This window comes from Alterinioella sp. (assembly GCF_058343375.1).
The window spans coordinates 1-24774 of sequence record NZ_JBTUJH010000004.1; the positions used below are offsets into that span (position 1 = coordinate 1).

24 protein-coding genes and 1 tRNA gene are annotated in these 24774 nt (G+C 62.6%); 10 read left to right on the forward strand and 15 right to left on the reverse strand.

Going from position 1 to position 24774, the window contains the following annotated elements; translation table 11 throughout:
* The 3 genes from ACW8PS_RS00755 to ACW8PS_RS00765 all read right to left on the reverse strand — a co-directional run.
* A partial coding sequence (locus tag ACW8PS_RS00755) for an AEC family transporter (RefSeq protein WP_491525338.1) occupies window positions 1-845 on the reverse strand: 845 nt, incomplete at its 3' end.
* A 16-nt stretch (window positions 846-861) separates the two neighbouring features.
* Window positions 862-993: a hypothetical protein gene (locus tag ACW8PS_RS00760; protein ID WP_491525339.1), complete on the reverse strand. Its 132-nt coding sequence runs from the start codon at window positions 991-993 to the stop codon at window positions 862-864.
* Window positions 994-1023: 30 nt separating this feature from the next.
* Complete coding sequence (locus ACW8PS_RS00765) at window positions 1024-1908, reverse strand: fatty acid desaturase (protein WP_491525340.1); 885 nt, start codon at window positions 1906-1908, stop codon at window positions 1024-1026.
* Window positions 1909-2046: 138 nt separating this feature from the next.
* Here ACW8PS_RS00765 and ACW8PS_RS00770 point away from each other — a divergent pair, with 138 nt between their 5' ends.
* On the forward strand, window positions 2047-2904 hold the full coding sequence (locus tag ACW8PS_RS00770; protein WP_491525341.1) for a helix-turn-helix domain-containing protein: 858 nt from the start codon (window positions 2047-2049) through the stop codon (window positions 2902-2904).
* Window positions 2905-3129: 225 nt separating this feature from the next.
* On the opposite strand, the gene ACW8PS_RS00775 is transcribed toward ACW8PS_RS00770, so the two are convergent.
* From ACW8PS_RS00775 to bcoG, 3 genes are all read right to left on the reverse strand, one after another.
* Entirely contained in the window at window positions 3130-4575 is a 1446-nt protein-coding gene (locus ACW8PS_RS00775; RefSeq protein WP_491525342.1) for a carnitine 3-dehydrogenase, read from the reverse strand.
* A gap of 3 nt (window positions 4576-4578) precedes the next feature.
* Entirely contained in the window at window positions 4579-4704 is a 126-nt protein-coding gene (locus ACW8PS_RS00780; RefSeq protein ID WP_491525343.1) for a hypothetical protein, read from the reverse strand.
* Between the two features lie 138 nt (window positions 4705-4842).
* Window positions 4843-5754 carry a 3-dehydrocarnitine:acetyl-CoA trimethylamine transferase BcoG gene (gene bcoG / locus ACW8PS_RS00785; RefSeq protein ID WP_491525344.1) on the reverse strand — a complete coding sequence of 304 codons (912 nt, stop codon included), beginning with the start codon at window positions 5752-5754 and terminating at the stop codon, window positions 4843-4845.
* 78 nt (window positions 5755-5832) lie between these two features.
* Here bcoG and ACW8PS_RS00790 point away from each other — a divergent pair, with 78 nt between their 5' ends.
* Window positions 5833-6798 carry a GlxA family transcriptional regulator gene (locus ACW8PS_RS00790; RefSeq protein ID WP_491525345.1) on the forward strand — a complete coding sequence of 322 codons (966 nt, stop codon included), beginning with the start codon at window positions 5833-5835 and terminating at the stop codon, window positions 6796-6798.
* On the opposite strand, the gene ACW8PS_RS00795 is transcribed toward ACW8PS_RS00790, so the two are convergent.
* Window positions 6792-7838: an aldo/keto reductase gene (locus ACW8PS_RS00795; protein ID WP_491525346.1), complete on the reverse strand. Its 1047-nt coding sequence runs from the start codon at window positions 7836-7838 to the stop codon at window positions 6792-6794. The two genes, ACW8PS_RS00790 and ACW8PS_RS00795, sit on opposite strands and share 7 nt — an antisense overlap.
* A gap of 148 nt (window positions 7839-7986) precedes the next feature.
* On the opposite strand from ACW8PS_RS00795, the gene ACW8PS_RS00800 reads away from it, so the two are divergent.
* From ACW8PS_RS00800 to ACW8PS_RS00820, 5 genes are all read left to right on the forward strand, one after another.
* Window positions 7987-8574 carry an ImuA family protein gene (locus ACW8PS_RS00800; protein WP_491525347.1) on the forward strand — a complete coding sequence of 196 codons (588 nt, stop codon included), beginning with the start codon at window positions 7987-7989 and terminating at the stop codon, window positions 8572-8574.
* 377 nt (window positions 8575-8951) lie between these two features.
* Window positions 8952-10664, forward strand: coding sequence for a methionine--tRNA ligase (metG, locus tag ACW8PS_RS00805; RefSeq protein WP_491525348.1), 1713 nt, complete (start codon window positions 8952-8954; stop codon window positions 10662-10664).
* 85 nt (window positions 10665-10749) lie between these two features.
* Window positions 10750-10941: a hypothetical protein gene (locus tag ACW8PS_RS00810; RefSeq protein WP_491525349.1), complete on the forward strand. Its 192-nt coding sequence runs from the start codon at window positions 10750-10752 to the stop codon at window positions 10939-10941.
* A gap of 54 nt (window positions 10942-10995) precedes the next feature.
* Window positions 10996-11082, forward strand: a tRNA-Leu gene (locus ACW8PS_RS00815).
* A gap of 55 nt (window positions 11083-11137) precedes the next feature.
* A complete protein-coding gene (locus tag ACW8PS_RS00820; protein ID WP_491525350.1) occupies window positions 11138-12736 on the forward strand; it encodes a GMC family oxidoreductase in 1599 nt (532 codons plus the stop codon).
* Window positions 12737-12899: 163 nt separating this feature from the next.
* Here ACW8PS_RS00820 and ACW8PS_RS00825 read toward each other — a convergent pair whose 3' ends face one another.
* Window positions 12900-14108, reverse strand: a complete 1209-nt coding sequence (locus ACW8PS_RS00825; RefSeq protein WP_491525351.1) for an acyl-CoA dehydrogenase — start codon at window positions 14106-14108, stop codon at window positions 12900-12902.
* Window positions 14109-14203: 95 nt separating this feature from the next.
* Between ACW8PS_RS00825 and ACW8PS_RS00830 the strand changes: the two genes are divergently transcribed.
* Complete coding sequence (locus ACW8PS_RS00830; RefSeq protein ID WP_491525352.1) at window positions 14204-15109, forward strand: LysR family transcriptional regulator; 906 nt, start codon at window positions 14204-14206, stop codon at window positions 15107-15109.
* Here ACW8PS_RS00830 and ACW8PS_RS00835 read toward each other — a convergent pair.
* From ACW8PS_RS00835 to ACW8PS_RS00865, 7 genes are all read right to left on the reverse strand, one after another.
* Window positions 15084-15794 carry a type 1 glutamine amidotransferase gene (locus ACW8PS_RS00835; RefSeq protein ID WP_491525353.1) on the reverse strand — a complete coding sequence of 237 codons (711 nt, stop codon included), beginning with the start codon at window positions 15792-15794 and terminating at the stop codon, window positions 15084-15086. The two genes, ACW8PS_RS00830 and ACW8PS_RS00835, sit on opposite strands and share 26 nt — an antisense overlap.
* Before the next feature lie 3 nt (window positions 15795-15797).
* Entirely contained in the window at window positions 15798-17123 is a 1326-nt protein-coding gene (locus ACW8PS_RS00840) for an NAD(P)/FAD-dependent oxidoreductase (RefSeq protein WP_491525354.1), read from the reverse strand.
* 6 nt (window positions 17124-17129) lie between these two features.
* A complete protein-coding gene (locus ACW8PS_RS00845) occupies window positions 17130-18464 on the reverse strand; it encodes a glutamine synthetase family protein (RefSeq protein ID WP_491525355.1) in 1335 nt (444 codons plus the stop codon).
* Window positions 18461-19282 (reverse strand): ABC transporter permease, encoded by an 822-nt coding sequence (locus ACW8PS_RS00850; RefSeq protein ID WP_491525356.1) that lies wholly within the window; start codon window positions 19280-19282, stop codon window positions 18461-18463. The genes ACW8PS_RS00845 and ACW8PS_RS00850 overlap by 4 nt, the downstream gene beginning before the upstream one ends.
* A complete protein-coding gene (locus ACW8PS_RS00855) occupies window positions 19279-20175 on the reverse strand; it encodes an ABC transporter permease subunit (RefSeq protein WP_491525357.1) in 897 nt (298 codons plus the stop codon). The genes ACW8PS_RS00850 and ACW8PS_RS00855 overlap by 4 nt, the downstream gene beginning before the upstream one ends.
* Before the next feature lie 9 nt (window positions 20176-20184).
* Entirely contained in the window at window positions 20185-21312 is a 1128-nt protein-coding gene (locus ACW8PS_RS00860; RefSeq protein ID WP_491525358.1) for an ABC transporter ATP-binding protein, read from the reverse strand.
* 87 nt (window positions 21313-21399) lie between these two features.
* Complete coding sequence (locus ACW8PS_RS00865; RefSeq protein ID WP_491525372.1) at window positions 21400-22482, reverse strand: polyamine ABC transporter substrate-binding protein; 1083 nt, start codon at window positions 22480-22482, stop codon at window positions 21400-21402.
* Between the two features lie 145 nt (window positions 22483-22627).
* Between ACW8PS_RS00865 and ACW8PS_RS00870 the strand changes: the two genes are divergently transcribed.
* Together ACW8PS_RS00870 and ACW8PS_RS00875 are read left to right on the forward strand one after the other, a co-directional pair.
* Window positions 22628-23278: a GntR family transcriptional regulator gene (locus tag ACW8PS_RS00870; protein WP_491525359.1), complete on the forward strand. Its 651-nt coding sequence runs from the start codon at window positions 22628-22630 to the stop codon at window positions 23276-23278.
* Between the two features lie 107 nt (window positions 23279-23385).
* Entirely contained in the window at window positions 23386-24774 is a 1389-nt protein-coding gene (locus ACW8PS_RS00875; protein WP_491525360.1) for a glutamine synthetase family protein, read from the forward strand.

Genomic DNA, 24774 nt, shown 5'->3' on the forward strand with positions numbered 1-24774 from the left:
AAAAGCACCAGCTTGCCCAACAGGGATGCCGATATGGGCAGCGCATCAGCCGACAGCCCCCGCAGTTTCAGGTTCGCGCCGACGCAAAGCAGCATGATCGGCAAGGCCGCAGCCCCCAGGATCGACAGGCTGTCATGCAGGACCGGAACCTGGTCAAAGCCCAACAGATTGGCCGCGATCCCCGCCAGAATCGACAGGATCAGCGGGTTCAACGCCAGCCCCTTCAGCGCCACCAGAACCGGCCGCTTGCCCGGTTGCGGCACCATCACGGCAAACAGGCTGACCACCGAAAGGTTGACCACCGGCACCAAAAGCGCCGCCGCCAGCACCGCGATCTGCAAGCCCGCGACCCCGTAAAGCGCCTCGGCCACGGCCAGCGCGATGAAAGTGTTGAACCGCCCGGCACCTTGCATGATCGAGCTGGCCACAGGGCCATCGCGCCGCAACACCCGGCCTGCCAGCACGCCAAAGCCAAGCGCCAGAAAGAACCCGGCATAAAGGGTGCCCGCCAGCGGGATCAACGTCGCCCCAGACAGATCGGCGGTTGAAATGCGCACGAAAAACAGCGCCGGCATCAGCAGGAAATAGACCAGCCGGTCATTGAGGTTCCAGAACTCGGTCGAAGGGATGCCGCCGCGGCGCAGCAGATAGCCCAGGCAGATCAGCACGAAAACCGGCGCGATCGTCAGGATTATGCTCAAAACAGCGCCCCCCCGGATGATGATCGGAAGGTGCCGGGCAATCAACGCGATGCCACCTGTTTCCTTGCTCGATGATCTCTCTTTCAGCCACAATAGCGAGAAAAGAACGGTGAAAACCAGATCGATCTGGTCAAGCGCCGTCACATGGGGTCAGGATCCGTCAGCGCGGCCAGACCCGCGACCAGGTCGCGCCGCCGGTCGGCAGGGTCGTGACCTTCAGATGAGGTTGTAAAAGAAACCGCGGCTTCTGCAGGAAGGCGGCGAAAATCATGACCGAAACCCAGATCGGCATGGCGCTGCATCGCGCCGATGGCCCCTCGCATCAATCCTGCGGCCAGAGCGGATGCGGCACCGGATCCTTGGCGCGCCAGAAAAACGCCCGGAACACCTCCCCATAGTTGCGGAACCTGTAGCCATCATTGCGGCTGAGGTATTTTTCCCGGTTGGCAAAATAAAGCCCCGGCAATTTGTACCAGGCCAGCCGCGGATGCATGTGATGGACGACGTGGAAATTGTTGTTCAGGAACAAAAAAGCCAAAATTCCGCGATCCTCGATCACCACCGTGCGCGCACGCATTTTTTCATGTGCCTGATGTTCCAGAAAAGTGCGGATCTTCAAGACCCCAAGCCCCAGATAGGCCGCGATCAGATAGAGCCAGACAGGCATCGGCGAGACCGCCACCAGCCACAAGATCACCACAACGCTCACCATATGCCCGGCCCAACCCCGCAAAACCACGCGGTCGCCGCCCCGGATCAGCCTCAGATCACCGGCCATGAACGCCACCTGGCTGATGGCAGGCCCAAGCAATATGCGCCCAAGCAGCGTGTTATTGGCCCGCAGCACGACCCGCATCGGCGCGCCCATCCCCTGCCACATATCCGGGTCCAGATAATTGCTTTCCGGGTCGTCATAAGGATCGGTCAGATTGGCATCGCGGTGATGTTCCAGATGGGTATCGCGAAACCGCTCATACGGAATGCTGAGGTTCAGCGCCGGATAGGTCAGCGCGCCGCCCAGGGTGGCATGGCCGGGAAACGGGTGGCCATGGCACGCCTCATGCTGCAGCGATGAATTCAGCACGATTGCGACAAGCACGGCCAGAAAAGCCAATGGCAGCCACAAGACCGACAGCCAGAACAGCCCGACCGCCCACAATGCGTAAGTTATTGCAATCAAACCAAAGGTCGGCCATTCGACACGCATCGGCATCCTTTCCGTCAGAATTTTTCAGGAGTGCAAAAGCCGTAAACAGCCCTGCCCGCATTCCTTAACAAGGCACGCATCGGAGCGGCAGTTGGTAAAAACTCTACAATTCGTCAACATTGGTGATATTAATCAACAATGCACAATAATATCAGCAAACTCGACCGCGCCGCCCTGTTTCGCGCCCGCCTGTCAGCGGCCATGCTGCAATCGGGGCTCAGCCGCGCCGCGTTGGCGCGGGCCACCGGGGTTGACCGCTCCACCATCACCCAGCTTCTTACCGCAGGCGATGCCCGGATGCCGGGCGGCCATCTGGTCGCGGGCTGCGCCAAAGCGCTGGAGGTCTCCTCCGACTGGCTGCTCGGCCTCTCGGATCGTTCCGAAAAGGCCGGCAGCCTGCTGGCCACCACCCTGACCGAGGCCGAACGCGCCAGCTCCGCCGATGACAAGATCTTCGCCTGGCACCGCGAGGCAGCAGGCCACAAGATCCGCCATGTCCCCGCCACCCTGCCCGATATGCTGAAAACCCATGCCGTGATGGAATGGGAATACGCCCCGACCATGAACCGCTCGCCGGGACAGGCAATTGCCGCCGCCAGCGCACGCTATGACTGGATGCGCAGCACCCGATGCGATTACGAGATTGCCATGCCGCTGCACCGCCTGGAAAATTTCGCCACCGGTCGCGGCTATTTCGCGGGGCTGGCCCCCAATGCGCGGCGCGAACAGATTGATTGGCTGGCGCAGGTCTATGATCAGCTCTACCCGACGCTGCGCCTCATCCTTTACGATGCGCGCCGGGTCTATTCCGCCCCGATCACGGTGTTCGGGCCCAAGCTGGCGGCGATCTATCTGGGGCGCTACTATGTGGCCTTCCGTGACCGTGACCGGGTCCAGGCCGTGACCCGGAATTTCGACTGGCTGGTGCGCGACTCCGCCACCTGCGCCGATACTGTTCCGGCCATCTTGGGCGAGCTCAGACAGCGCATCGAATAATCACCCGCTCGCTTCTTTGCGCCGTCAAATATCCCTGCCCATTGCCCGGCAGGCGGCGCATGCCGCCATAAGGGGAGGCGCCCGAACCCGCCACTGGACGCACCATATGCCATCACCACCACACCCACCCGGCACTCCCGTGGCAACGCGGCCCGGCGAAGGCTCCCCGTCAGGGGGGCTTGAGCCGGGCCGCCCCCGGTCGGCCCGCTTGCGGGTCGAAACCGCCTATGTCATCCCAATCGCGGCCCCCACCCCCTCGGGCTTTGCAAAATCCTGATGCGCCTTGGCAATCGCCGCAATCAAATCGGCCATTTCAGGCGCAGGCGGGGCCACCCGGCGGCTTTCCAGGCTGACATGCAGCAGCATCTGTTCGCCCGTCGCCACCAGATCCGCGCCGCAATAGATCGAATGAAACAGATGCAGCTTCTTGCCGGCCCCTGCCAATACCTGCGTCACCACCCCGATCCGCGCCCCGATCCGCACTTCGCCCAGATGCCGGATATGGTTCTCCACCGTGAACCAGCTGCCGCCCGAAGCCACATAATCCGGCGTCACCCCCACCCAAAGCAGAAACCGGTCGCAGGCCTCCGATATCGCCTGCAGATACCGCGCCTCGTTCATGTGATCGTTCTGATCCCCCCAATCGGGCGGCACCACGCGGTCCAGCGTCTGCATCGGGGCCATCAGATCCGGGGCGGGCGGCGTGATCTCTGCCTCATGCGCCACCAGAACCGCCCCCGCCGCCGCGCCGCGCGCCTTCAGGCTGCGCATCATGCCGATCAGATTGCCATCGCGCAGCCTCTCCAGCTCGGCGATACTCAGATGCCCCGATTGCGCCTCCGATTGCGCCGCGATCTTGTCGATCAGCGCATCATCCAGCTCGGGCACATCCATCAGCCTGGTCCAGGGCCATTCCAGCGCCGGGCCGAACTGGGCGATGAAATGCTTCATTCCGGCCGGCCCACCGGCCACCCGGTAGGTCTCGAACAGCCCCATCTGACCCCATCGCAGGCCAAATCCCATGCGGATGGCCTCGTCAATCTCCGCGGTGGTCGCCACCCCGTCCCTGACCAGCCACAGCGCCTCGCGCCAGACCGCTTCAAGGAACCGGTCGGCAATATGGGCCGGGATCTCGGCGCGCACCCGCAAGGGCGACATGCCCAGCCCCCGCAACACCCCCTCGGCCCTGTCCAGCACCTCGGCACCGGTCGCATCGGATCCGACAAGCTCCACCAGCGGCAGCAGATAGACCGGGTTGAACGGATGGGCCACGATGATCTGCTCGGGCCGGGTCGCACAGCCCTGCAATTCCGACGGCATGAAGCCCGAGGTCGAAGACGCGATGATCGCCGACGCATCGCACACCGATTGCACCTGTTGATAGAGCTTGCGTTTCAACTCCAGCCGCTCCGGCACGCTTTCCTGAATCCATTCCGCGCCCGCCACCGCCTCGCTGATGGTGGCATGAAAGCTCAACACGCCCTCTGCGGGCAGCGCCACATCATAGAGCGCCGGCAGCGCCGCGCGGGCGCGCTCCAGCATCGCGCCAATCGCGGCCTCGGCCATTGGCGCGGGGTCGAACACCCGCACATCCCACCCCATCAGCAAAAACCGCGCCGCCCATCCGCCGCCAATCACACCGCCCCCCAGAACTGCCGCTACCCGTGCCATTCTTCAGTCTCCGATCGTTTCCGCATGCCCGTCCACGGCCATTGCCTGGCCAGAGATCCTGCGCCCCATATCCGATGCCGGAAACAGCGCCATATCGGCGATGTCATCGGTCTCGACCCATGTTTTCATCGACATGCCCCTGACGTCGTTCGCGCGCAGCTCTGCCTCGCTGAGACCGCGCGCCTTCTGCCGCGAAACGTTCGGCCATCACAAGGCCAATGCCGGCGGCACCGCCGGTGATCAGAATCCGGGCCCCCGCAAGCCCCGTCATCCCACCGGGGCCCGTTTCACGAGACCCAGTTTCGCACGCACCTCTTCCGGCCCCATGATCCGCGCGCCCATGCCCTCGACCACCTGGCGCGCGCGCTCCACAAGCTGCGCATTGGTCGCCAGCACGCCCTTTTCAAGCCACAGATTATCCTCCAGCCCGACCCGCACATGGCCCCCCGCCAGAACCGAGGCCGCCGCCATCATCATCTCGTTGCGGCCAAGCGAGAACGCCGAAAATACCCAGTTCTCGGGCACATTATTGACCATCGCCATGAAGGTATTGAGATCATCGGGCGCGCCCCAGGGCACGCCCATGCAAAGCTGCACCAGCGCGGGGTCGTCCAGAATACCCTCAGTGACCAATTGCTTGGCGAACCACAGATGGCCGGTGTCAAAGGCCTCGATCTCGGGCTTTACGCCCGCGTCGGTCATCATCTTTCCCATCGCACGCAGCATGCCGGGGGAATTGACCATGATGTAATCGGCCTCGGCGAAATTCATCGTGCCGCAATCGAGCGTGCAGATCTCGGGGCGGCATTCCATCACATGCGCCAGCCGTTCGGTCGCGCCCGCCATATCGGTGCCCGGACCGGCAGGCAGCGGGGCCTCATCGCCGCCAAGCACCAGATCGCCGCCCATTCCGGCGGTCAGGTTCAACACCATATCGATATCGGCGGCGCGAATGCGGTCGGTCACCTCGCGATACAGCCCGGTATCACGCGACGGCACCCCGGTTTCGGGGTCGCGCACATGGCAATGGACAATCGCCGCCCCCGCCCGCGCCGCCGCAATCGCACTGTCGGCAATCGCCTCGGGGCTGCGCGGCACATGCGGTGACCGGTCCTGCGTGCCGCCCGATCCGGTCACGGCACAGGTGATGAAAACGTCACGCGATGGGGTCATGGGCATGGGCGGCCTCCTGGTCTGATATTTGCCGATATGAGAGAACAGATTGTGGCGGCCCGCTTTGCGATATACGAAGCCGGTATGACACATTCCGCAGCCAAATCAGAAAAGCCGTTCCGCATCGGTCTGCTGCTTCTGCCCGACAGCAACCTGATGTCGCTGGCCGCGGCACTGGACCCGTTTCGCGCCGCCAACCGGCGCGCCGGAAAGCCGCTTTATGACTGGCAGCTGCTCAGCCCGAAAGGCGGCCGCGTCACGTTGACGACCGGCATCGACCTGCATGCAGACCCGCTGCCGATGCATGCCGATATGGATCTGCTGATCCTTGTGGCGGGGTTTCGCCTCGATGCCCATGCCACCCCTGCCCTGCGCGCTTGGCTGCGGCAATTGCGGGCCCGCAACATCCCCTATTGCGGCGTCGATGGCGGGCCTTGGGTGCTGGCGCGCGCGGGTCTTCTGAACGGGCACCGCGCCACCACGCATTGGGAAGATCTGGAGGCTTTCGCCAACGCCTTTCCCGACCTGGAACCAAGCCCCGACCGCTATGTCATCGACGGCCCGGCGCTGACCACCGGCGGGGCCGCGCCTTGCCTGGATCTGATGCTGCACCTGATCCGCAGCCATCACGGGGCCGACTTGGCCGGGCAGGTTGCCAATGCGCTGCTCTATGATCCGGTCGACCGGCCAAGCCCGCAACGTCTGGTCAGCCAGGCCCGCCTGTCCAGCCTCGCGCCGCCGGTGGCCCGCGCCATTGCGATCATGGAGGCCGAGATGGAAGACCCCCCCGCCATTGCCGCCATCGCCCGCGCGCAAGGCCTGTCGCCGCGCCGACTGGAAATGCTGTTCCGCCAACATCTGGAAACCGGCCCCGGCACCTTCTTTCTGCGCCTGCGCCTGAACGAGGCCCGCAGGCTGGCGATGGATACAGGGCTTTCGGTGCAGGAGATTGCCCTGCGCACCGGGTTTTCCGGCCCCTCGACCCTGGCGCGCGCCTTTCGCAGGCAATTCGCCAGCTCAATCTCGGCGCTGCGCGCGGCGCGTCAGTAAGGCATCGGATGGGCCCTATGCGCCACCGCGATATCGTCCAGAACATCCTGCCCAAGCACCATCCCGGCGGCGGGCAGAATACGCGCCAGCTGCGCCGATGTAGTCGCCCCGAAAATGGCTGAAACCGGGAACGGGCGGCTCTGCAACCAGGCCAGTGCCATCGCAACCGGATCCAGCCCGTGTTTGTCGGCAATCGCCAGATAGGCATCGACCGCCGGGTTCACCCGCGCGCTCCAGCGCCCGCCCAGTTCCGGCACCAATGATTTGCGCGATCCCTCGGGCACCGCGCCGCCTTGATATTTGCCGGTCAGCAAGCCGCAGGCCAAAGGCGAAAAGGCCAAGAGCGTCACCGCCTCATTCACCGCCATTTCCGCCATATCGGTATCATACATCCGGCATAGCAGCGAATATTCATTCTGCATCGTCTGCACCCGCGGCAGGCCCCGATCCTCGGCGATCCGCAGCCATTGGCTGGTGCCCCAGGCGCTTTCATTGGACAGGGCGAAATGGCGCATCTTGCCCTCAGCCACCAGCTTTCCGGCCTCCTCCAGCACATCGTTCATATGCGCCAGCGTCTCGGCCTTGTCCTGCCCGGAGGGGTCATAGCTCCAGTTCTGCCGAAACTGGAAGGATCCGCGATTGGGCCAGTGCAGCTGATAGATGTCGATGTAATCGCTCTGGCAGCGCGCCAATGATGCCTCCAACGCCGCGCGCAGGGTCTTGCCGGTGATCGGTTCTCCCGGGCGCACGAACCGTTCGTTCAGGCCTGAAATCTTGGTGGCCAGCAGATAATCGCCGCGCCGCGCCGGGTTGGCCGCGTTCCATTGGCCGATGATGGCCTCACTGGTGCCCACGGTTTCGGGGCGCACCGGGTTGACCGGATACATCTCGGCAGTGTCGATGATGGTGATACCGGCCTCAAGGCATTGATCCATCTGGCGAAACGCATCCTCGGGCGGGGTCTGCGTGCCCCAGGTCATGGTGCCAAGGCACAGTTCCGATATGGTGTCTCCGGTCGATCCTAGGGGGATGCTGCGCATATCGTGGTTCCTCTGCTCTGTTCAGGCCGCGCAGCCTACGGGACCGGGCGGCAGGTGCAAGGCGGGGATTGCAGAACATTTAGCGAACATGTAACCTGATGACATGCCCCACGCGCCTCTCTCCCATTCCTCTGCCCGGCGCCCCGCGATGGCGCGGTTTCTGGGCCGGTTCGATCTGGCCCGGATGCGCGCGCATGAACTTTGCGGCTCGGCCCGGCGCAGGCTTGCGCTTTGGGTGGCGGCGGGCGGCGACGGGCCGATCCTGTGGGTCCGCCCCGCCTGGCACCCCGACCGGTTGCATATGGCCGGGGTGCAGCGGCTGATTGACCCCGGCCGCCTGATCACGGTTGAGGTGACGCGGGCCGAAGATCTGCTGTGGGTGCTGGAGGAAGGTCTGCGCGCCGGGGCCGTGCCGCTGGTGGTGGGCGAATTGCCTGCGCCACCGCCGCTGACCCCGGTGCGCCGCCTGCATCTGGCGGCCGAGGCCGGGGGCCGCGCGGTGGCTGAGACCGGTGCCGCCCGCGCGGCCCCGCTGGCGCTGCTGCTGACGCCGGGGACCGGCGGCGCGGCGGGGGTCGAAAGCCGCTGGCACCTGGCCCCGGATCATCACCACGATGACAGCCGCTGGCAGCTTGCCCGCCTGCGCGCCCGCACCGCCCCGCCGCAAAGCTGGCAGCTGCGCGCCGGGGCCAAAGGGGCCGTCGTGGAAGTGGCTGAGGCATTGGAGCCGGCCTGAGCGCGCCGCCCGCCATGACCGCCTTTGGCTTTGGCCCTGTCACCATGCCGATCTGTTCGATCTCGGCTGCCCACGCGCATGATTGGGCCAAGGATCATGAACGGATGGGGTTTTCGGCAGCGCTGATAGCGCTTCTCCGCGCCTGCGCCATCGCGGCCCCGCCATGTCTGGATTCCGCGCACCGGTTTCAGCATCGGCCGCCTGTTCCGGCGAACTTCGGACAAAGACTGATCCCGACAGAAAATCATTCAGCCCCGGCCCGGCCCACCAAATACAAAGCCATCGCCTGCCGGCAAAATAACCACCGGCGCAAAACGGCTAGTCCTTCGGATTGCGGTAGGCTAAACGGGACTGCGAAATTATCAAACGGTTACGCCATGGCACGAATCCTCATCACCTCGGCAATCCCTTACATCAACGGGATCAAGCATTTGGGCAATCTGATCGGCAGCCAGTTGCCCGCCGATCTTTATGCCCGGTATATGCGCGCCCGCGGCCATGAGGTGCTGTTTCTCTGCGCCACCGACGAACATGGCACCCCCGCCGAACTGGCCGCCGCCAAGGCCGGCCAGCCGGTCGCGGAATATTGCGCCGAGATGCACGCCGTTCAATCCGATATTGCCGAAGGCTTTCGCCTGTCTTTCGACCATTTCGGGCGCTCCTCCAGCCCGCAGAACCACCGCCTGACACAGCATTTCGCGGGCCGTCTGGCCGAGGCCGGGCTGATCCGCGAAGCCAGCGAAAAACAGGTCTATTCGCATGCCGATAAACGGTTCCTGCCAGACCGCTATATTGAAGGCACCTGCCCCAATTGCGGCTATGACCGCGCCCGCGGTGATCAATGCGAAAACTGCACCAAGCAGCTGGATCCCACCGACCTGATCAACCCGCGCAGCGCCATTTCCGGATCGACCGACCTGGAGGTCCGCGAGACCAAACATCTCTATCTGCGTCAGGCCTCGATGCGCGACCGCTTGAGCGACTGGATCGACAGCAAGAAAGACTGGCCGCTCCTGACCACCTCGATTGCGAAAAAATGGCTCAATGACGGGGACGGGCTGCAAGATCGAGGCATCACCCGCGATCTCGATTGGGGCATTCCGGTCAAGAAGGGCGATGCCGACTGGCCGGGGATGGAGGGCAAGGTTTTCTATGTCTGGTTCGATGCGCCGATCGAATATATCGCCTGCGCCGCCGAATGGGTCGATGCCGGCAAGGGGGATGACTGGGAACGCTGGTGGCGCACCGATAAGGGGGCCGATGACGTGCGCTATGTCCAGTTCATGGGCAAGGATAACGTGCCGTTCCACACCCTCGGCTTTCCGGCCACCATCATGGGCTCGGGCGAGCCATGGAAGCTGGTCGATTACATCAAATCGTTCAATTACCTCAATTATGATGGCGGCCAGTTCAGCACCTCGCAGGGGCGCGGCGTGTTCATGGATCAGGCGCTGGCGATCCTGCCCGCCGATTACTGGCGCTGGTGGCTGCTGTCCCATGCCCCCGAAAGCAGCGACAGTGAATTCACCTGGGAAAACTTCCAGGCCAGCGTCAACAAGGATCTGGCCGATGTGCTTGGCAATTTCGTCAGCCGCGTGACCAAGTTCTGCCGTGCCAAATTTGGCGAGGTCGTGCCCGATGGCGGCGATTACGGCGAACAGGAACTGGCCCTGGTGGCGGATCTGCAGGCAAGGCTGGATGCCTATCAGACCCATATGGAGGCGATGGAGATCCGCAAATCGGCGGCCGAGCTGCGCGCCATCTGGGTGGCCGGCAACGAATATCTGCAATCAACCGCACCCTGGGCCGCGTTCAAGACCGACCCCGACCGGGCGGCAGCCATTATCCGCCTGTCGCTGAATCTGATCCGGCTCTATGCGGTCCTGTCCGCGCCCTTCATCCCGGATGCGTCAAAGACCATGCTGGCCGCAATGGGGGCCGAAGATGCAGACTGGCCCGACACTATCGGCGACGCGCTGGCAAGCCTGGAACCGGGCCACGCCTTTACCGTCCCCGAGATGCTGTTTGCCAAGATCTCGGATGAAGACCGGCAGGGCTGGCAGGAAAAATTCGCCGGCGGGCGGGATTGACCCTGCTTTGACCCGAGGGTGAGGACCCATTAAGCCTGCGCCACTGGTTTGACAGATTTTTTCTCTGACAAGGCGCGGGGCGCGCATGTCAATCTGGTTGATTTTCAAAGCCCCGCAACGCGGTCAGTGGGAAAATCCGTCAAATCCAAGGGACGCTGATTTGCCTTCATCTCAGCGTCTCGGCGCGCTTGAAAATGGGGCCACCATTGACGGCGCACGCCAAACCACTGATATTTTGGCAAATCAGCGCCAGCGGCGCAGGATTAATGGGTCCTGACCCTAGGCAGGCTTGCCCCCGCGCGCTAGCTGTAAGGTCTCGGACCGGGGCTTTGCGGGCGTGATGGAATGGTAGACATATCAGACTTAAAATCTGAAGGGCCCTGTGCCCGTGTGGGTTCGAGTCCCACCGCCCGCACCAACTCTGCTTTGATGCCAATGCCCGGCCGCACTGCCTGTCGAAAGCGGCGATATCGATGAAGGATTTCGGCAGGTTCGACTATGTCATCATCGGCGCAGGATCGGCGGGCTGCGTTCTGGCAAATCGGCTCAGCGAGGACGCCTCAACCCGCGTTCTGCTGCTGGAGGCGGGCGGCAGGGACAATTACATCTGGACCAGGATCCCGGTCGGCTACCTCTATTGCATCGGCAATCCGCGCACTGACTGGATGTTCCAGACCGAGGCCGAACCGGGCCTGGGCGGGCGGTCCATCCTCTATCCGCGCGGGCGCATCCTGGGCGGCTGTTCGGCCATCAACGGCATGATCTATATGCGCGGCCAGGCGCGCGATTATGACCTCTGGCGCCAGATGGGCAACCCAGGATGGGGCTGGGACGATGTGCTGCCGCATTTCCGCAAATCCGAGGGTCATTTCGCCGGGGCCAGCGACAGCCATGGCGCGGATGGCGAATGGCGGGTGGAGGAACAACGCCTGAGTTGGGAAATCCTCGATGCTTTCGCCGATGCCGCCGAGGCGGCGGGCATCCCGCGCACCGATGATTTCAACACCGGCGACAATGCGGGCGTCGGGTATTTTCAGGTCAATCAGCGGCGCGGCTGGCGCTGGAGCACGGCCAGCGCCTTCCTGAAACCGGCCCGCCACCGTGCCAATCTGACCGTGATCACCGGCGCGCAGGCCGAAAGCCTGATCTTGACCGACCGCCGCGCCACCGGCGTGCGGTTTCGCAAGGATGGGCAGCCCGCCATGGCGATGGCAGCGCGCGAGGTGATCCTGTCCGCCGGTGCTATCGGGTCGCCGCAATTGCTGATGCTGTCGGGGATCGGCCCGGGGGCGCATTTGCGCGATCACGGCATCGCCGTCATCCATGACGCCGCCGGGGTCGGGTCCAACCTGCAAGACCATCTGCAACTGCGCTGTGCCTGGCGGGTGAAGGGCGTGACAACCCTGAACCAGCTTTCCGCCAGCCTGTTCGGCAAGGCCCGGATCGCGCTGGAATATGCGCTGAAACGATCCGGCCCGATGTCGATGGCCCCGTCGCAGCTTGGCGCTTTTGCCCGCTCCGGCCCGGATATCGAGACGCCCGATCTGGAATTTCACGTGCAGCCGCTCAGCCTGGCGGCCTTTGGTGAGCCGCTGGACCCGTTCCCGGCCTTCACCGCATCGGTCTGTCATCTGCGCCCGCAAAGCCGGGGCAGCGTGCGGCTGACATCGCCCGACCCGCGGGCCGACCCCGCGATTGCGCCGAATTACCTGTCGACCCAAGCCGACCGGCGCGTCGCCGTCGCCGCCATCCGGCTGACACGCACCATCGTGGCGCAAGCGCCGCTGGCGCGCTACCAGCCAGACGAATTGCGCCCCGGTCTGGGAGATCAAAGCGACGCCGATCTTGCCCGCGCCGCGGCCCGGATCGGCACCACCATATTCCACCCCGTCGGCACCGCGCGCATGGGGCCCGATGACGCGGCCGTGGTGGACCCCGAACTGCGCGTCAACGGCATCGAGCGCCTGCGCGTGGTCGATGCCTCGATCATGCCCACCATCACCTCGGGCAACACCAATGCGCCGACGGTGATGATTGCCGAAAAAGCCGCCGGGATGATCCGGGCAAAGTAAGGCGCGCAGGTGCCGGTTGGCGCGGTCATGAGACGCTCAGGCCCCTTCCCTCTCGCATATTGCAAACAATCTGCTGCCGGGGGGTGATTGCATGCGCAATCCCCCTTCCCTCTCGCACATTGCAAACAATGTGCTGCCGGGGGTGATTGCATGCGCAATCCCCCTAGAAAAACGCCTGAAGCCCGGTCTGCGCACGCCCCAGGATCAGCGCATGAACATCATGCGTGCCCTCATAGGTATTCACCGTCTCAAGGTTCATCATGTGGCGAATGACTTGAAATTCCTCGGAAATCCCGTTGCCGCCATGCATGTCGCGCGACATCCGCGCGATATCCAGCGCCTTGCCGCAATTGTTGCGTTTGATCAGGCTGATCATCTCGGGCGCGGCCTGCGCCTCATCCATCAGCCGCCCCACCCGCAGCGCGCCCTGCAGCCCAAGCGTGATCTCGGTCTGCATATCGGCCAGCTTTTTCTGAAAAAGCTGCGTCTGCGCCAGGGGCTTGCGGAACTGCTTGCGATCCAGCCCGTATTGCCGCGCCCCATGCCAGCAGAACTCGGCCGCGCCCATCACGCCCCAGGCAATGCCATAGCGCGCCCGGTTGAGGCAGCCGAACGGGCCCTTCAGCCCTTCCGCATTTGGCAACAGGGCCTCCTCGCCGACCTCGACACCCTGCATCACGATCTCGCCGGTGACACTGGCCCGCAGCGATTGCTTGCCGTCGATCTTCGGGGCCGACAGCCCGGCCATGCCCTTGTCCAGCACGAAACCGCGGATGCGCCCGTCATGGGCATCGGATTTGGCCCAGACCACAAAGACATCGGCAATCGGCGCGTTCGAGATCCACATCTTGGTGCCGGTCAGCCGATAGCCCGTCGGCGTCTTTTCAGCCCGGGTTGTCATCGCTCCGGGGTCCGATCCGGCATCGGGTTCGGTCAGCCCGAAACAGCCGATCAATGATCCATCGCTGAGGCCCGGCAGGTATTTCCGGCGCTGCGCCTCGGACCCATAGGCATAGATCGGATAGATCACCAGGCTGGATTGCACCGACATCATCGACCGATAGCCGCTATCGACACGCTCGATCTCGCGCGCGATCAGCCCATAGGTGACATAGCCCGCGCCCAAACCGCCATATTCCTCGGGCAAGGTCGCCCCCAACAGCCCCGCCTGCCCCATCAGCGGAAAAAGCTCCGGGGCCACGGTTTCCTGCGCATAGGCCGCAATCACACGCGGCTGCAATTCATCCTGCGCGAAATTGCGCGCCGCATCGCGCAGCATCCGTTCATCCTCGCTCAACTGACGTTCCAGCAGCAGGGCGTCATCCCATGTGAAACCGTTGAGATCGGGGGCGTCTTTGGCTTTCAGCGTCATGGCAATGTCCTGTCCGTTGGTGTTGCCACATAGTTTAGCGGAACTGAAGGGTGCACTGCCATCGACATTCTGACCGATATTCATTACAAAACGGAATGTCTTTGCCGCGCCGCTTTCTGCCCCCCCTGCCCTGGCTTGCCGCCTTTGAAGCGGTGGCGCGGCTTGGATCGGTCACCGCTGCCGCAGCCGAGCTGGACCTGACCCAAGGCGCGGTCAGCCGCCAGATCCAGAAGCTCGAGGCCCGTGTCGGTCAAAACCTGTTTCATCGGACCCGCAAACGGATGGCGCTGACCCCGCCGGGGCGCGCCTATGCAAGCGACATCCGGCAGGCGGTCTCGCTGATCGCCAATGCCACGGTATCGCTGCAATCAAACCCGCAGGGCGGCCTGCTTAATCTGGCGATTCTGCCTGCGTTCGGCACTTCGTGGCTGGCCCCGCGCCTGCCCGATTTCATGGCCGCCCATCCCGGCGTGACGGTCAATCTGACGACCCGCACCGCCCCTTTCGACATGGTGCAGGAGGGCATCCATGCCGCCATCCATTTCGGCCACCGTGACTGGCCCGGTGCCGGGTTCCTGAAACTGATGCCAGAGGAAAGCATCGCCGTCATTGCCCCTTCCCTTCTGGCCGGGCATGAGGCCGAAACGCCGGCCGATATTGCCGGTCTGCCGCGCCTGCAACTGGCCAGCCGCAAGGGCGCTTGGCGTCGTTGGTTCATGTCATTCGGGCATGAGGCACCTGACAGGGTGATGGTCCAGTTCGACCAGTTCGCCACCATGATCGAAGCCGCCAGACAGGGGCTTGGCGCGGCGCTGGTGCCGCGGTTTCTGATCGGAGAGGATCTGGCGGCCGGTCGTCTTGTGGCGCTGCCCGGCGATGGCCCGCATGTCTTTGGGGCCTATTATCTGGTCTGGCCAAGGGCGCAGGCCGATTACCCGCCGCTGGCCGCGCTCAGATCCTGGCTGGAAGGGCAGATCACACCAGCAGACGGTCCCGGATAAGCCGGGCCAGATCGGCGCTTGTGTCGCTGCGCTCCATGCCCGCCTGCGCCGCCTCAACCGCCGAAGGGTCCAGAACCGTGCCCTTGCGAAACTCCAGCAGCGCCCGGGCATAGGGTTTGCAAAATTCCGGGTGACCCTGCACCGTCAGGGCAAAGCCGGGATACCAAAGCGCCGCATTCTCGCAAAAATCAGATCGCGCAATCCGCCGCGCGCCCTCGGGCAATTGCTCGACCTGATCCTGATGATAGGCCTGCAACGCGATATTCGCAGGTGCCGGGCCCAGATCCGCGGGCCAATCTACCGGGGCATAATCATGGATGCCCAGCCCCCATCCCCTGGATGATTTGCGCACCAAACCGCCAAGCGCCTGTGCGATGATCTGATGGCCAAAACAGATCCCCATCATCGGGCGGCCCGCATCGCGGCAGGCGCGGATGAACCGCTCCAGCGGCGCGATCCAGGGATGATCCTCATAGGCCCCGAATTTCGACCCGGTAATGATCCAGAGATCGGCATCCCCCGGGTCGCCTGGAAATTCGCCACCCAGCACCGCGAACCCCTTGTAATCGGCCACATCCTCCCCGATCCAGGACGCAATCATGGCCCTGTAATCACCGTGATCGGGGGCCAGTTCCTCGGGCGGGCGGCCGGTTTCCAGCACGCCGATGATGGGTTTGTCTGTCATGATTTATCCCTGGTCCTGAAACCCGTATAACCGATAGGCCACCGGCAGCACCAGACGTCGGAAGCGGCCAAGTTCAAAGCGCCTCAAGGGGCGGCGCATGGGGGCGGGCGTGGCCGGGCCGTCGCGGGTGATCTGCGCCGCCAGAAGCCGCCCGGCATAGCTTCCCATCGCCACGCCATTGCCGTGATAGCACAGCGCCGCATAGGCCCCCTCCATCCCCGGCACGGGGCCGGCAAAGGGCATCAGGTTGCGTGCAAGATTGGCCAGGCCCGACCAGAAGTGGGGCGTTTCAACATGCCGCCATGCCGGAAATATCCGGTCGAAATCGGCCCGCGCCAGCGCCCGCATCTTTTCATGTTCCGCAAGTGTCACGCGCATCGCCCCGCGCAGCCCGAAAAGCATCCGCTGATCGGGCATCAGGCGGAAATAATGCAACAGATGGCGGGTGTCATAGCACATCTGGTCGCTGGTCCAGCCCTGCGCGGCCAACTCATCCGCCGTTAACGGCCGGGTCACCAGCACATTGGACTGCACCGGCAGATAGCGGCCCGAAAACCAGCCCGGAAGATCATCGCGGCTATAGCCATTGGTGGCGAATATCACGGTTTTCGCGCGTAACTGCCCGCGGCCTGTGCGCAGAATATACTCCCCGTCGCGCGCAACCGCGATCACGGCGGAGCGCCCGAATATCCGCACACCGGCATCTTCCGCCGCCCGCGCCAGCCCGAGAACATATTTCATCGGGTTGAGCGCAAAACCCACCGGATTGGTCAAGGCCCCATGAAATTCAGGGCTGGCGAGCCCATGTTCGGCCAGCGCGTCTTGCGGCAGAAACGCAGGATCTGCCTGATACCAATGACGAATTTCATCGGCCCATACATGCAGCGCCGCCACATCGCGCGGCCTGTGCGCCAGCAGGGTTTCACCGCGCGAATGGGTGTCGGCGTCAATCCCATGCGTATCCAGCAGCGCCGCCACATGATCGACCGCGGCGCGCTCAGCCCGGTAATAGCCGCGGGTTTCCTCCGCGCTGAAGCGGCGCAGAAAGGCCTGCGGTCCGGCCTTGGCCCCACCCAGGCAACAAAACCCGCCATTGCGCCCCGATGCGCCCCATCCCGGCTGCTCCGCCTCCAGCACCACCACATCGCGGCCCGCCTGCGCCAATGTCAGGGCGGCGTTCAGCCCGGTATAGCCTGCCCCAATCACCGCCACATCGGCCCGCGCCGTGCCGCTCAACGCGTCATGTTCGGGGGCCGTCTCAACGGTGGTGGGCCAGAAACTGTCGGCAATGGGCCCAGGGCCATAGGCCATATCTTCATAAAGGCGCATGCGGGGTCACAACCGGCTGAGGTAATACTGGTATTCGACCGGCGTGATCATGCCGGTCAGGGTCTGCACCTCGTCGCGTTTCACGGCCGTATAGACATCGCGAAATTCCACACCAAAGATCTGCCCCGCCAGATCTGATGCCGCAAACCGTTCCACCGCGTCAAACCAATCATGGCCAAGCGGCTCTGCGCGTTTGGCATCGGGGTGATCGATCGGCAGGCCAAGCGGCGGCGCGGTTTCCAACCCGTGCAACATGCCGCCCAGAATTGCGGTCAACACCAGATAGGGGTTCACATCGGCCCCGCTGATGCGGTGTTCAAGGCGTGCGGCAGGCCCGTGAATTTCCGGCAGGCGCACGCCGGCGGCGCGATTGTCGAACCCCCAATCGGGCGAGGAGGGCGCAAAGCTTTTGGGCTGGAACCGGCGGTATGAATTCATATGCGGCGCAAAGATCGCCTGCAATTCCTCCATCGTATCCAGCACGCCTGCAACGGCATTCTTCAACACCTGTGACGGGCCATCGCCCTCGGGGATGAAGATATTGGCCCCGGCATCGTCCAGAACCGAGGCATGCACATGCATCCCGTTGCCCGGCGCCTCGGCATAGGGTTTGGCCATGAAGGTCGCTTCCATGCCGTGCCGGTCAACAATGCCCCGCACCAGCCTGCGAAACAGCAGCGCCGTATCGGCGGCGGCCAGAACATCTTCGGTATGGTGAAAATTGACCTCGAACTGGCCGGGCCCGTATTCGGCAATCAGGGTGTCGGTCTCCAGCCCCTGGGTCTCGCAGGTCGCCAGGATCTCGGTCAGGATGGTTTCCTGCCGCGACACCACTTCCAGATCATAATTCTGCGCCGCCGGTGTGCGTTTCGGCGGTTTGGGCGCATCATAGGCCTTGGCGCGCGGGCGCAGGATGTAGAACTCAAGCTCGGTCGCCACCACAGGGTGCCAGCCATGCGATTTGAACCGCGCCAGCATCCGTTCCAGAATGCCGCGCGGCGAGATCGGGCTGGCAGCCCCTTCGGGGGTCAGCATTTCGACCTGCATCTGCGCCACATTGCCGGGCATCCAGGGCACCTGCCGCAAGGATCCGGGCACCGGGATCAGGCTGCCATCGGGATCGCCCACGATGATGCCAAGCCCGGTTGCCTCCACCTCATTGCCCATGATCGCGGGTGCGTAAGTGGAATAGGGCAGCCGCACCGCGCCCGATGCCAGTTTATCCACCGCGTCACCTGGCAGCCATTTGCCACGCAGGACCGCGTTGATGTCACACAGCATCAGTTCAATCCGCCCGGGGGCCCCGTGGCGGGCACAATAGGCCTCATATTCCTGTTTCATGCGACTGCCTGCTCTGCCATTTGTTCGTCTTGCTTTTGTTTTGTGATCCGGCGTTTGGTGACCAGCGACGCGGTGACCACGCCGATGGTGACCAGCGAAATCATGATCGCAGACAGCGCGTTGATTTCCGGGCTGACGCCGAGGCGCACCGAAGAGAATATCTTGATCGGCAGCGTGGTGGCCGATGGCCCCGAGGTGAAGGACGCAATCACCAGATCATCCAGCGACAGGGTGAAGGCCAGAAGCCAGCCCGAGATCACGGCAGGCGCGATAATCGGCAGGGTCACCGATCTGAAGGCATCAAACGGGCTGCAGCCAAGATCCAGCGCGGCCTCCTCGAGCGATCGGTCGAAAGTCACCAGTCGCGAGGAAACGACGACCGAAACGAAGCACATCGAAAACGTGGTATGGGCCAGAATGATGGTGACGAGGCCGCGATCCAGCCCGATCGAAATGAACAGCAGCAAAAGCGACAGGCCGGTGATCACTTCGGGCATCACCAAAGGCGCAAAGATCATCCCGGAAAACAGCGTCCGGCCCCTGAATTTTCCGCCGCGCACCAGCACATAGGCCGCCATGGTGCCCAATACCGTGGCAATCAGCGAAGAAATCAACCCGACCCTGAGCGTCACCCAGGCCGCATCCAGAAAGGCCTCATTCTGAAACAGCTCGCCATACCAGCGGGTCGAAAACCCGGCCCAGACCGTGACCAGACGCGACGAGTTGAAGCTGTAGATCACCAAAATGATCATCGGGATATAGAGGAAGGCAAAGCCAAGCGTCAGCGCGGTGGCATTGAACCAGGTAAAGCGTCTCATGCCTCGGCCTCCGCTTGCTTTTCCTGGTTCTTTTGAAACAGGATGATCGGGATCACGAGGATCAGCAGCAAGATGATCGCGACGGCAGAGGCCACCGGCCAGTCACGGTTGTTGAAAAATTCCTCCCACAGCACCTTGCCGATCATCAGCGTCGAGGATCCGCCCAGTAGCGAGGGGATCACGAATTCACCAAGGGCCGGGATAAAGACCAGAAAACAGCCCGCGATGACGCCTGATTTCGACAGCGGAACAGTGATCAGCCAAAAGGCCGAGGCGCGGCTGCAGCCCAGATCTTCGGCCGCTTCCAGAAGCGACCCGTCCAGACGTTCCAAGGTGGCGTAAATGGGCAGGATCATGAAGGGCAGATAGGTATAGACGATACCGATATAGACTGCGGTCGGTGTGTTCATGATCATCAGCGGGGTGGAAATGATGCCGGTCCAGAGCAGAAACTGGTTCAGGAACCCCTCATTGCTGAGAATGCCGATCCAGGCATAAACCCGGATCAGGAAACTGGTCCAGAACGGCAAGATCACCAGCATCATCAATGTCGGGCGCCATTCCGACGACGCGTTGGCCATGCCATAGGCGATGGGGAAACCGACAAGCAGCGCAAGAACGGTTGATATCAGCGCGATCCGCAGGCTCGACAGATAGGCCCGCCAATACAGATCATCCTCGGTCAGGAAAATGTAGTTCTCCCAATCCAGGCCCGCAATGAAATCGCGGATACCGCTCCAGCCCTGGGACAGATCCAGCGCCGGCGCATAAGGCGGGATCGCCAGCGCCATATCCGACAGTGAGATTTTGAAGATGATCCCGAAAGGCACCAGAAACAGCAGCAAAAGCCACAGGTAGGGAATACCAATCAGGGTGCGGCGGGCAAGGTTCATATCAGCCCCCTACCCGGCCAGCACAAGGCCGGCAGTGTCTGTCCAGGACAGGTATACCTCATCCTCCCAGGTGAAACTGCGCTGCGACAGGCGGCGGTTATTGGCGGTCTGTGCCTTGAATATCTGCCCGTTCGGCAGTTGCACATGATAGGTCGAGATATTGCCCAGATAGGCGATATCGTGGATCCTGCCCTGCACCACATTGTGGCGGTCGGTGGGGCGGTCGGCCGAAATGGCCACTTTTTCGGGCCGGATCACAAAGGTCGCGGGGGCGGATGCGCCGATGCCTTCGCCTGCCGTGCCCATGATCTCGGGCGCGCCTTCGGCCCAGGCTACGCTGGCCAGACCGTCGGGCAGGGCGCGCGCATTGCCACGGATCAGGTTCACATCACCGATGAAATCCGCGACATAGACCGATATCGGGCTTTCATAGATGCGCGGCGGCGTGTCGACCTGGATGATCTTGCCGTGATCCATCACCGCAACCCGGCTGGCCACGGTCATCGCTTCCTCCTGATCATGGGTCACGATCACGAATGTGGTCCCGGTCTTTTCCTGAATATCCATCAGTTCGAACTGGGTATCCTGGCGCAGCTTCTTGTCCAGCGCGCCAAGCGGCTCATCCAGCAGCAACAGCTTGGGTGCCTTGGCCAGCGACCGCGCCAGGGCGACGCGCTGTCGCTGTCCGCCCGAAATCTGATGCGGCTTGCGGCGGGCGAATTTCTCCAGCCGGGTCAGGCGCAGCATTTCATCGACGCGGGCAGCGATCTGGTCTTTTCCCATCGCCGAGCGTTTCAGCCCAAAGGCGATATTGTCATAGACGCTGAGATGCGGGAACAGCGCGTAGGACTGGAACATCATGTTCACCTCGCGCCGGTTTGGCGGAATGCCTGCCATGTCCTGCCCGCCGATGGTGATGGTGCCCTCGGTTGCCGCTTCGAACCCCGCCAGCATCCGCATCAACGTGGTCTTGCCACAGCCCGAAGGCCCCAGAAGCGCGAAAAATTCCTTGTGGTAGATAGTGAGGTCGATGTCGTCGACCGCGGTAAAGGCACCGAACCGCTTGGTGACGCGGTCAAACCGGATCAACGGGATCTGGTCCGGGTCAAGCCAAGGGGCGGTTTCAGCAACGGACATGGCAGATCCTTTCCGGAGACGGCAAAAGGGGGGGGACATGCCCGGGCGCTATGCCGGGCATGTCAGGTTTCGGTCAGTCAGCCGAGGTCAAATGCCCGATTTGATCCGGGTCCACATCCGGGTGACAATCCGCTGAATGCGCGGGTCATAAGGCGACGTGGTATACAGGTTTTCCAGCGTTGCCTCATCGGGGTAGATGGCCGGATCATCGATCACATCCTCAACCAGAAACTCCTGTGACGCGAGGTTGCCATTGGCGTAATAGACATAGTTCGACGCCGCCGCCATATTCTCGGCATCCAGGATGAAGTTGAGGAAGGCATGCGCGCCTTCGGGGTTCGGCGCATCGACCGGAATGGCCATCTGGTCAAACCACATCAGCGCGCCCTCAGTGGGCGCATTATAGACAATCTCGACGCCGTTATCGGCCTCGGCGGCGCGGTCACGTGCCTGCAGAATGTCACCGGACCAGCCGAAGGCCACGCAGATATCACCATTGGCCAGCGCATTGATATATTCCGAGCTGTGAAAGTTCTGCACATAAGGGCGCACGGCCGCCAGAACCGGTTCCGCCAGGGCCAGAACATCCGGGTCCTGGCTGTCGGGATCTTCGCCGATATAGGTCAGCGCGGCCGGGATCATCTCGGTCGGCGCGTCCAGAAAATACACGCCGCATTCGGCCAGTGCTGCCATGTTTTCGGGGTTGAACACCAGCTCGAGCGACGCGATCGGCGCATCTTCGCCCAGGATCTCACGCACCCGGTTCACGTCTGCGCCGATGCCCGTGGTGCCCCACATGTAGTTGATCGAATAGGCGTTGCCGGGGTCGTATTGTTCGGTCCGCGCCGTGATCACATCCCAGATGTTACCGGCATTGGGCAGCAGGGACATATCCAGCGGCTGGAATGCGCCGGCGCTGATCTGGCGTTGCAGGAAAGTGCCCGAGGGCACCACCACATCATAGCCCGAGCCACCGGCCAGCATCCGGGTTTCCAACAGCTCGTTGCTGTCGAACACGTCATAGATCAGCTCATAGCCGGTCTCGGCCTCGAACTGATCCAGCAGCGCCTCATCGATATAGTCGGACCAGTTATAGACCCGCACTTCCTGGGCGGCGGCGGCAAGCGCGATCATCGATCCCGCCATGGCCAATATTGCGACTTTTTTCATCATCCGTAATTCTCCCGATTGGACATCTGTTTCTTTTTATTTGATCAAAACTTCGATTCGATGCAAGAATTTTGTATGATACCGACAGTGATTCCTTCGCCGAGATCGGTTTCGTCGGTGCAGGTTAGCAGGGAAGGCCCAGTTCTTGAACGCATCCGATCCAAAACCGCCCGAACATGAGGCCATCTATAAGAAGATCCGCAACATGATCCTGTTTGGCGCGGTTCTTCCGGGCCAGCCGGTGACCATATTGGGCCTCAAAGACGCCGTTGGCGCCGGTGTAACCCCGGTGCGCGAAGCCATTCGCAGGCTGACCGCCGAGGGCGCGTTGGAGACCCTTGGCAACCGGCGCATCTGTGTGCCCAACATCTCGGCCAAACGCGCCGATGAAATCTATTTCGCCCGGTTTTCCATTGAACCCAAGATGGTCGAACTGGCCGCCGAACAAATTACCGATACACAGATTTCTGAGCTTGAAGCACTTGACAATATTGTCAATTCCGCGATCAGCACCGGCGATGTCGAGGGCTATCTGGAAAGCAATTATCGCTTTCATTTTCGGCTGTATGATTATGCGCAAACGCCGATCTTGCGCAAGATCGCGATCTCGCTCTGGTTGCAGGTCGGGCCGTCGCTGCGCGTCGTATGCGGGCGCTACGGCACCTCCAACCTGCCTGACAAACATTCCGAGGCGCTGGCCGCGCTGCGCAAGCGTGAACCGGTCGCCGCAGCCCGCGCGATCGAGGAAGATATTCGCCAGGGCCTGGATCTGACACGCCAGTCGCTTGGTGTTTGACGCCCCTTCGCGGGGCAGCGATTGACAGGCAATTATATTTGATCATATTCTGCGGCCAACCGGAATATCACCCGGCCCGACCACTCCAACACCCAGGCAGGTTAACCATGAGAACGCCCCGAAAAGCGAAATCCGACGCGGATTGGCTGGCCACCCTGCCCGAGGCCTTTCTGGACTATCTCGATGGTCGCCGGCTGGAGGAGGTCGAATGCATCATCCCCGATCTGGCCGGCACCTCGCGCGGCAAGGCGATGCCATCGTATAAATTCAAACCCGATGAGACGTTCTATCTGCCGATCTCGCTCTTCTATCAGACCATTTCCGGCGAATATGTCGATATGGAGATCGAAAACCAGTGGATGGAACGCGACGTGGTGCTGACACCCGATCTTACCACCACCGCCGCCGTTCCGTGGGCCACGGATGCCACCGCCCAGATCATCTGCGATCTTGCCACGCGCGACGGCGCGCCGCTTGGCATTGCGCCGCGCAATGTGTTGCGCAAGGTGCTGGCGCTTTATGATGCCAAGGGCTGGCAACCGATCGTGGCACCCGAGCTTGAGTTCTACCTGACCAAGCCCAACACAGACCCCAACGAGGCCATCGAGCCGCCACTTGGCCGGACCGGGCGCAAGGGCGCCAGCCGTCAGGTCTATTCGATGTCCGCGGTCGATGAATATGGCCCGGTGATCGACACGATCTATGATTTTGCCGAAGATCAGGGGCTGAAGATCGACACCGTGATCCAGGAAGGCGGTGCCGGTCAGATCGAGATCAACCTGCTGCATGGCGACCCGCTGAAACTGGCCGATCAGGTGTTCTATTTCAAACGCACCATCCGTGAGGCGGCGCTGAAGAACGGCATCTTTGCCACCTTCATGACCAAGCCCATCCGCGATGAACCCGGCAGCGCCATGCATGTGCATCAAAGCGTCGTGGACAAGCAGACAGGCCAGAATATCTTTTCCGACGAGGACGGGGCCGAAACCGATGCGTTTCACCATTTCATCGGCGGATCGCAGAAATACCTGATGCAGGTCGTGCCGCTGCTGGCCCCTTACGTGAATTCCTATCGCAGGCTCACGGTAGAGGGCCAAAGCGCGCCGGCCAATCTGGAATGGGCCGTTGACAATCGCACCACCGGCCTGCGCATCCCGCATTCAGAGCCCGCGGCACGGCGGGTTGAAAACCGCGTGATCGGCATGGATTGCAACCCCTATCTGGCCATCGCGGCATCACTGGCCTGCGGCTATCTGGGCATGATCGCCCGGGTTGAACCGCGCCCGGCGGTTGAGGTCGAGGTTTGGGAAGCCGATGAGTCCCTGCCCGTCAGCCTCAGCGATGCGTTGGAGGTTTTTGAGGCCGCGACAGAGATCCGCGCCATCCTGGGGGAGGAGTTCTGCCAGCTCTATGGCGATATCAAACGGGCCGAAAACGAGGAATACCAGCGCGAAATATCGCCCTGGGAACGCCAACACCTGCTGCTGAACGTCTGA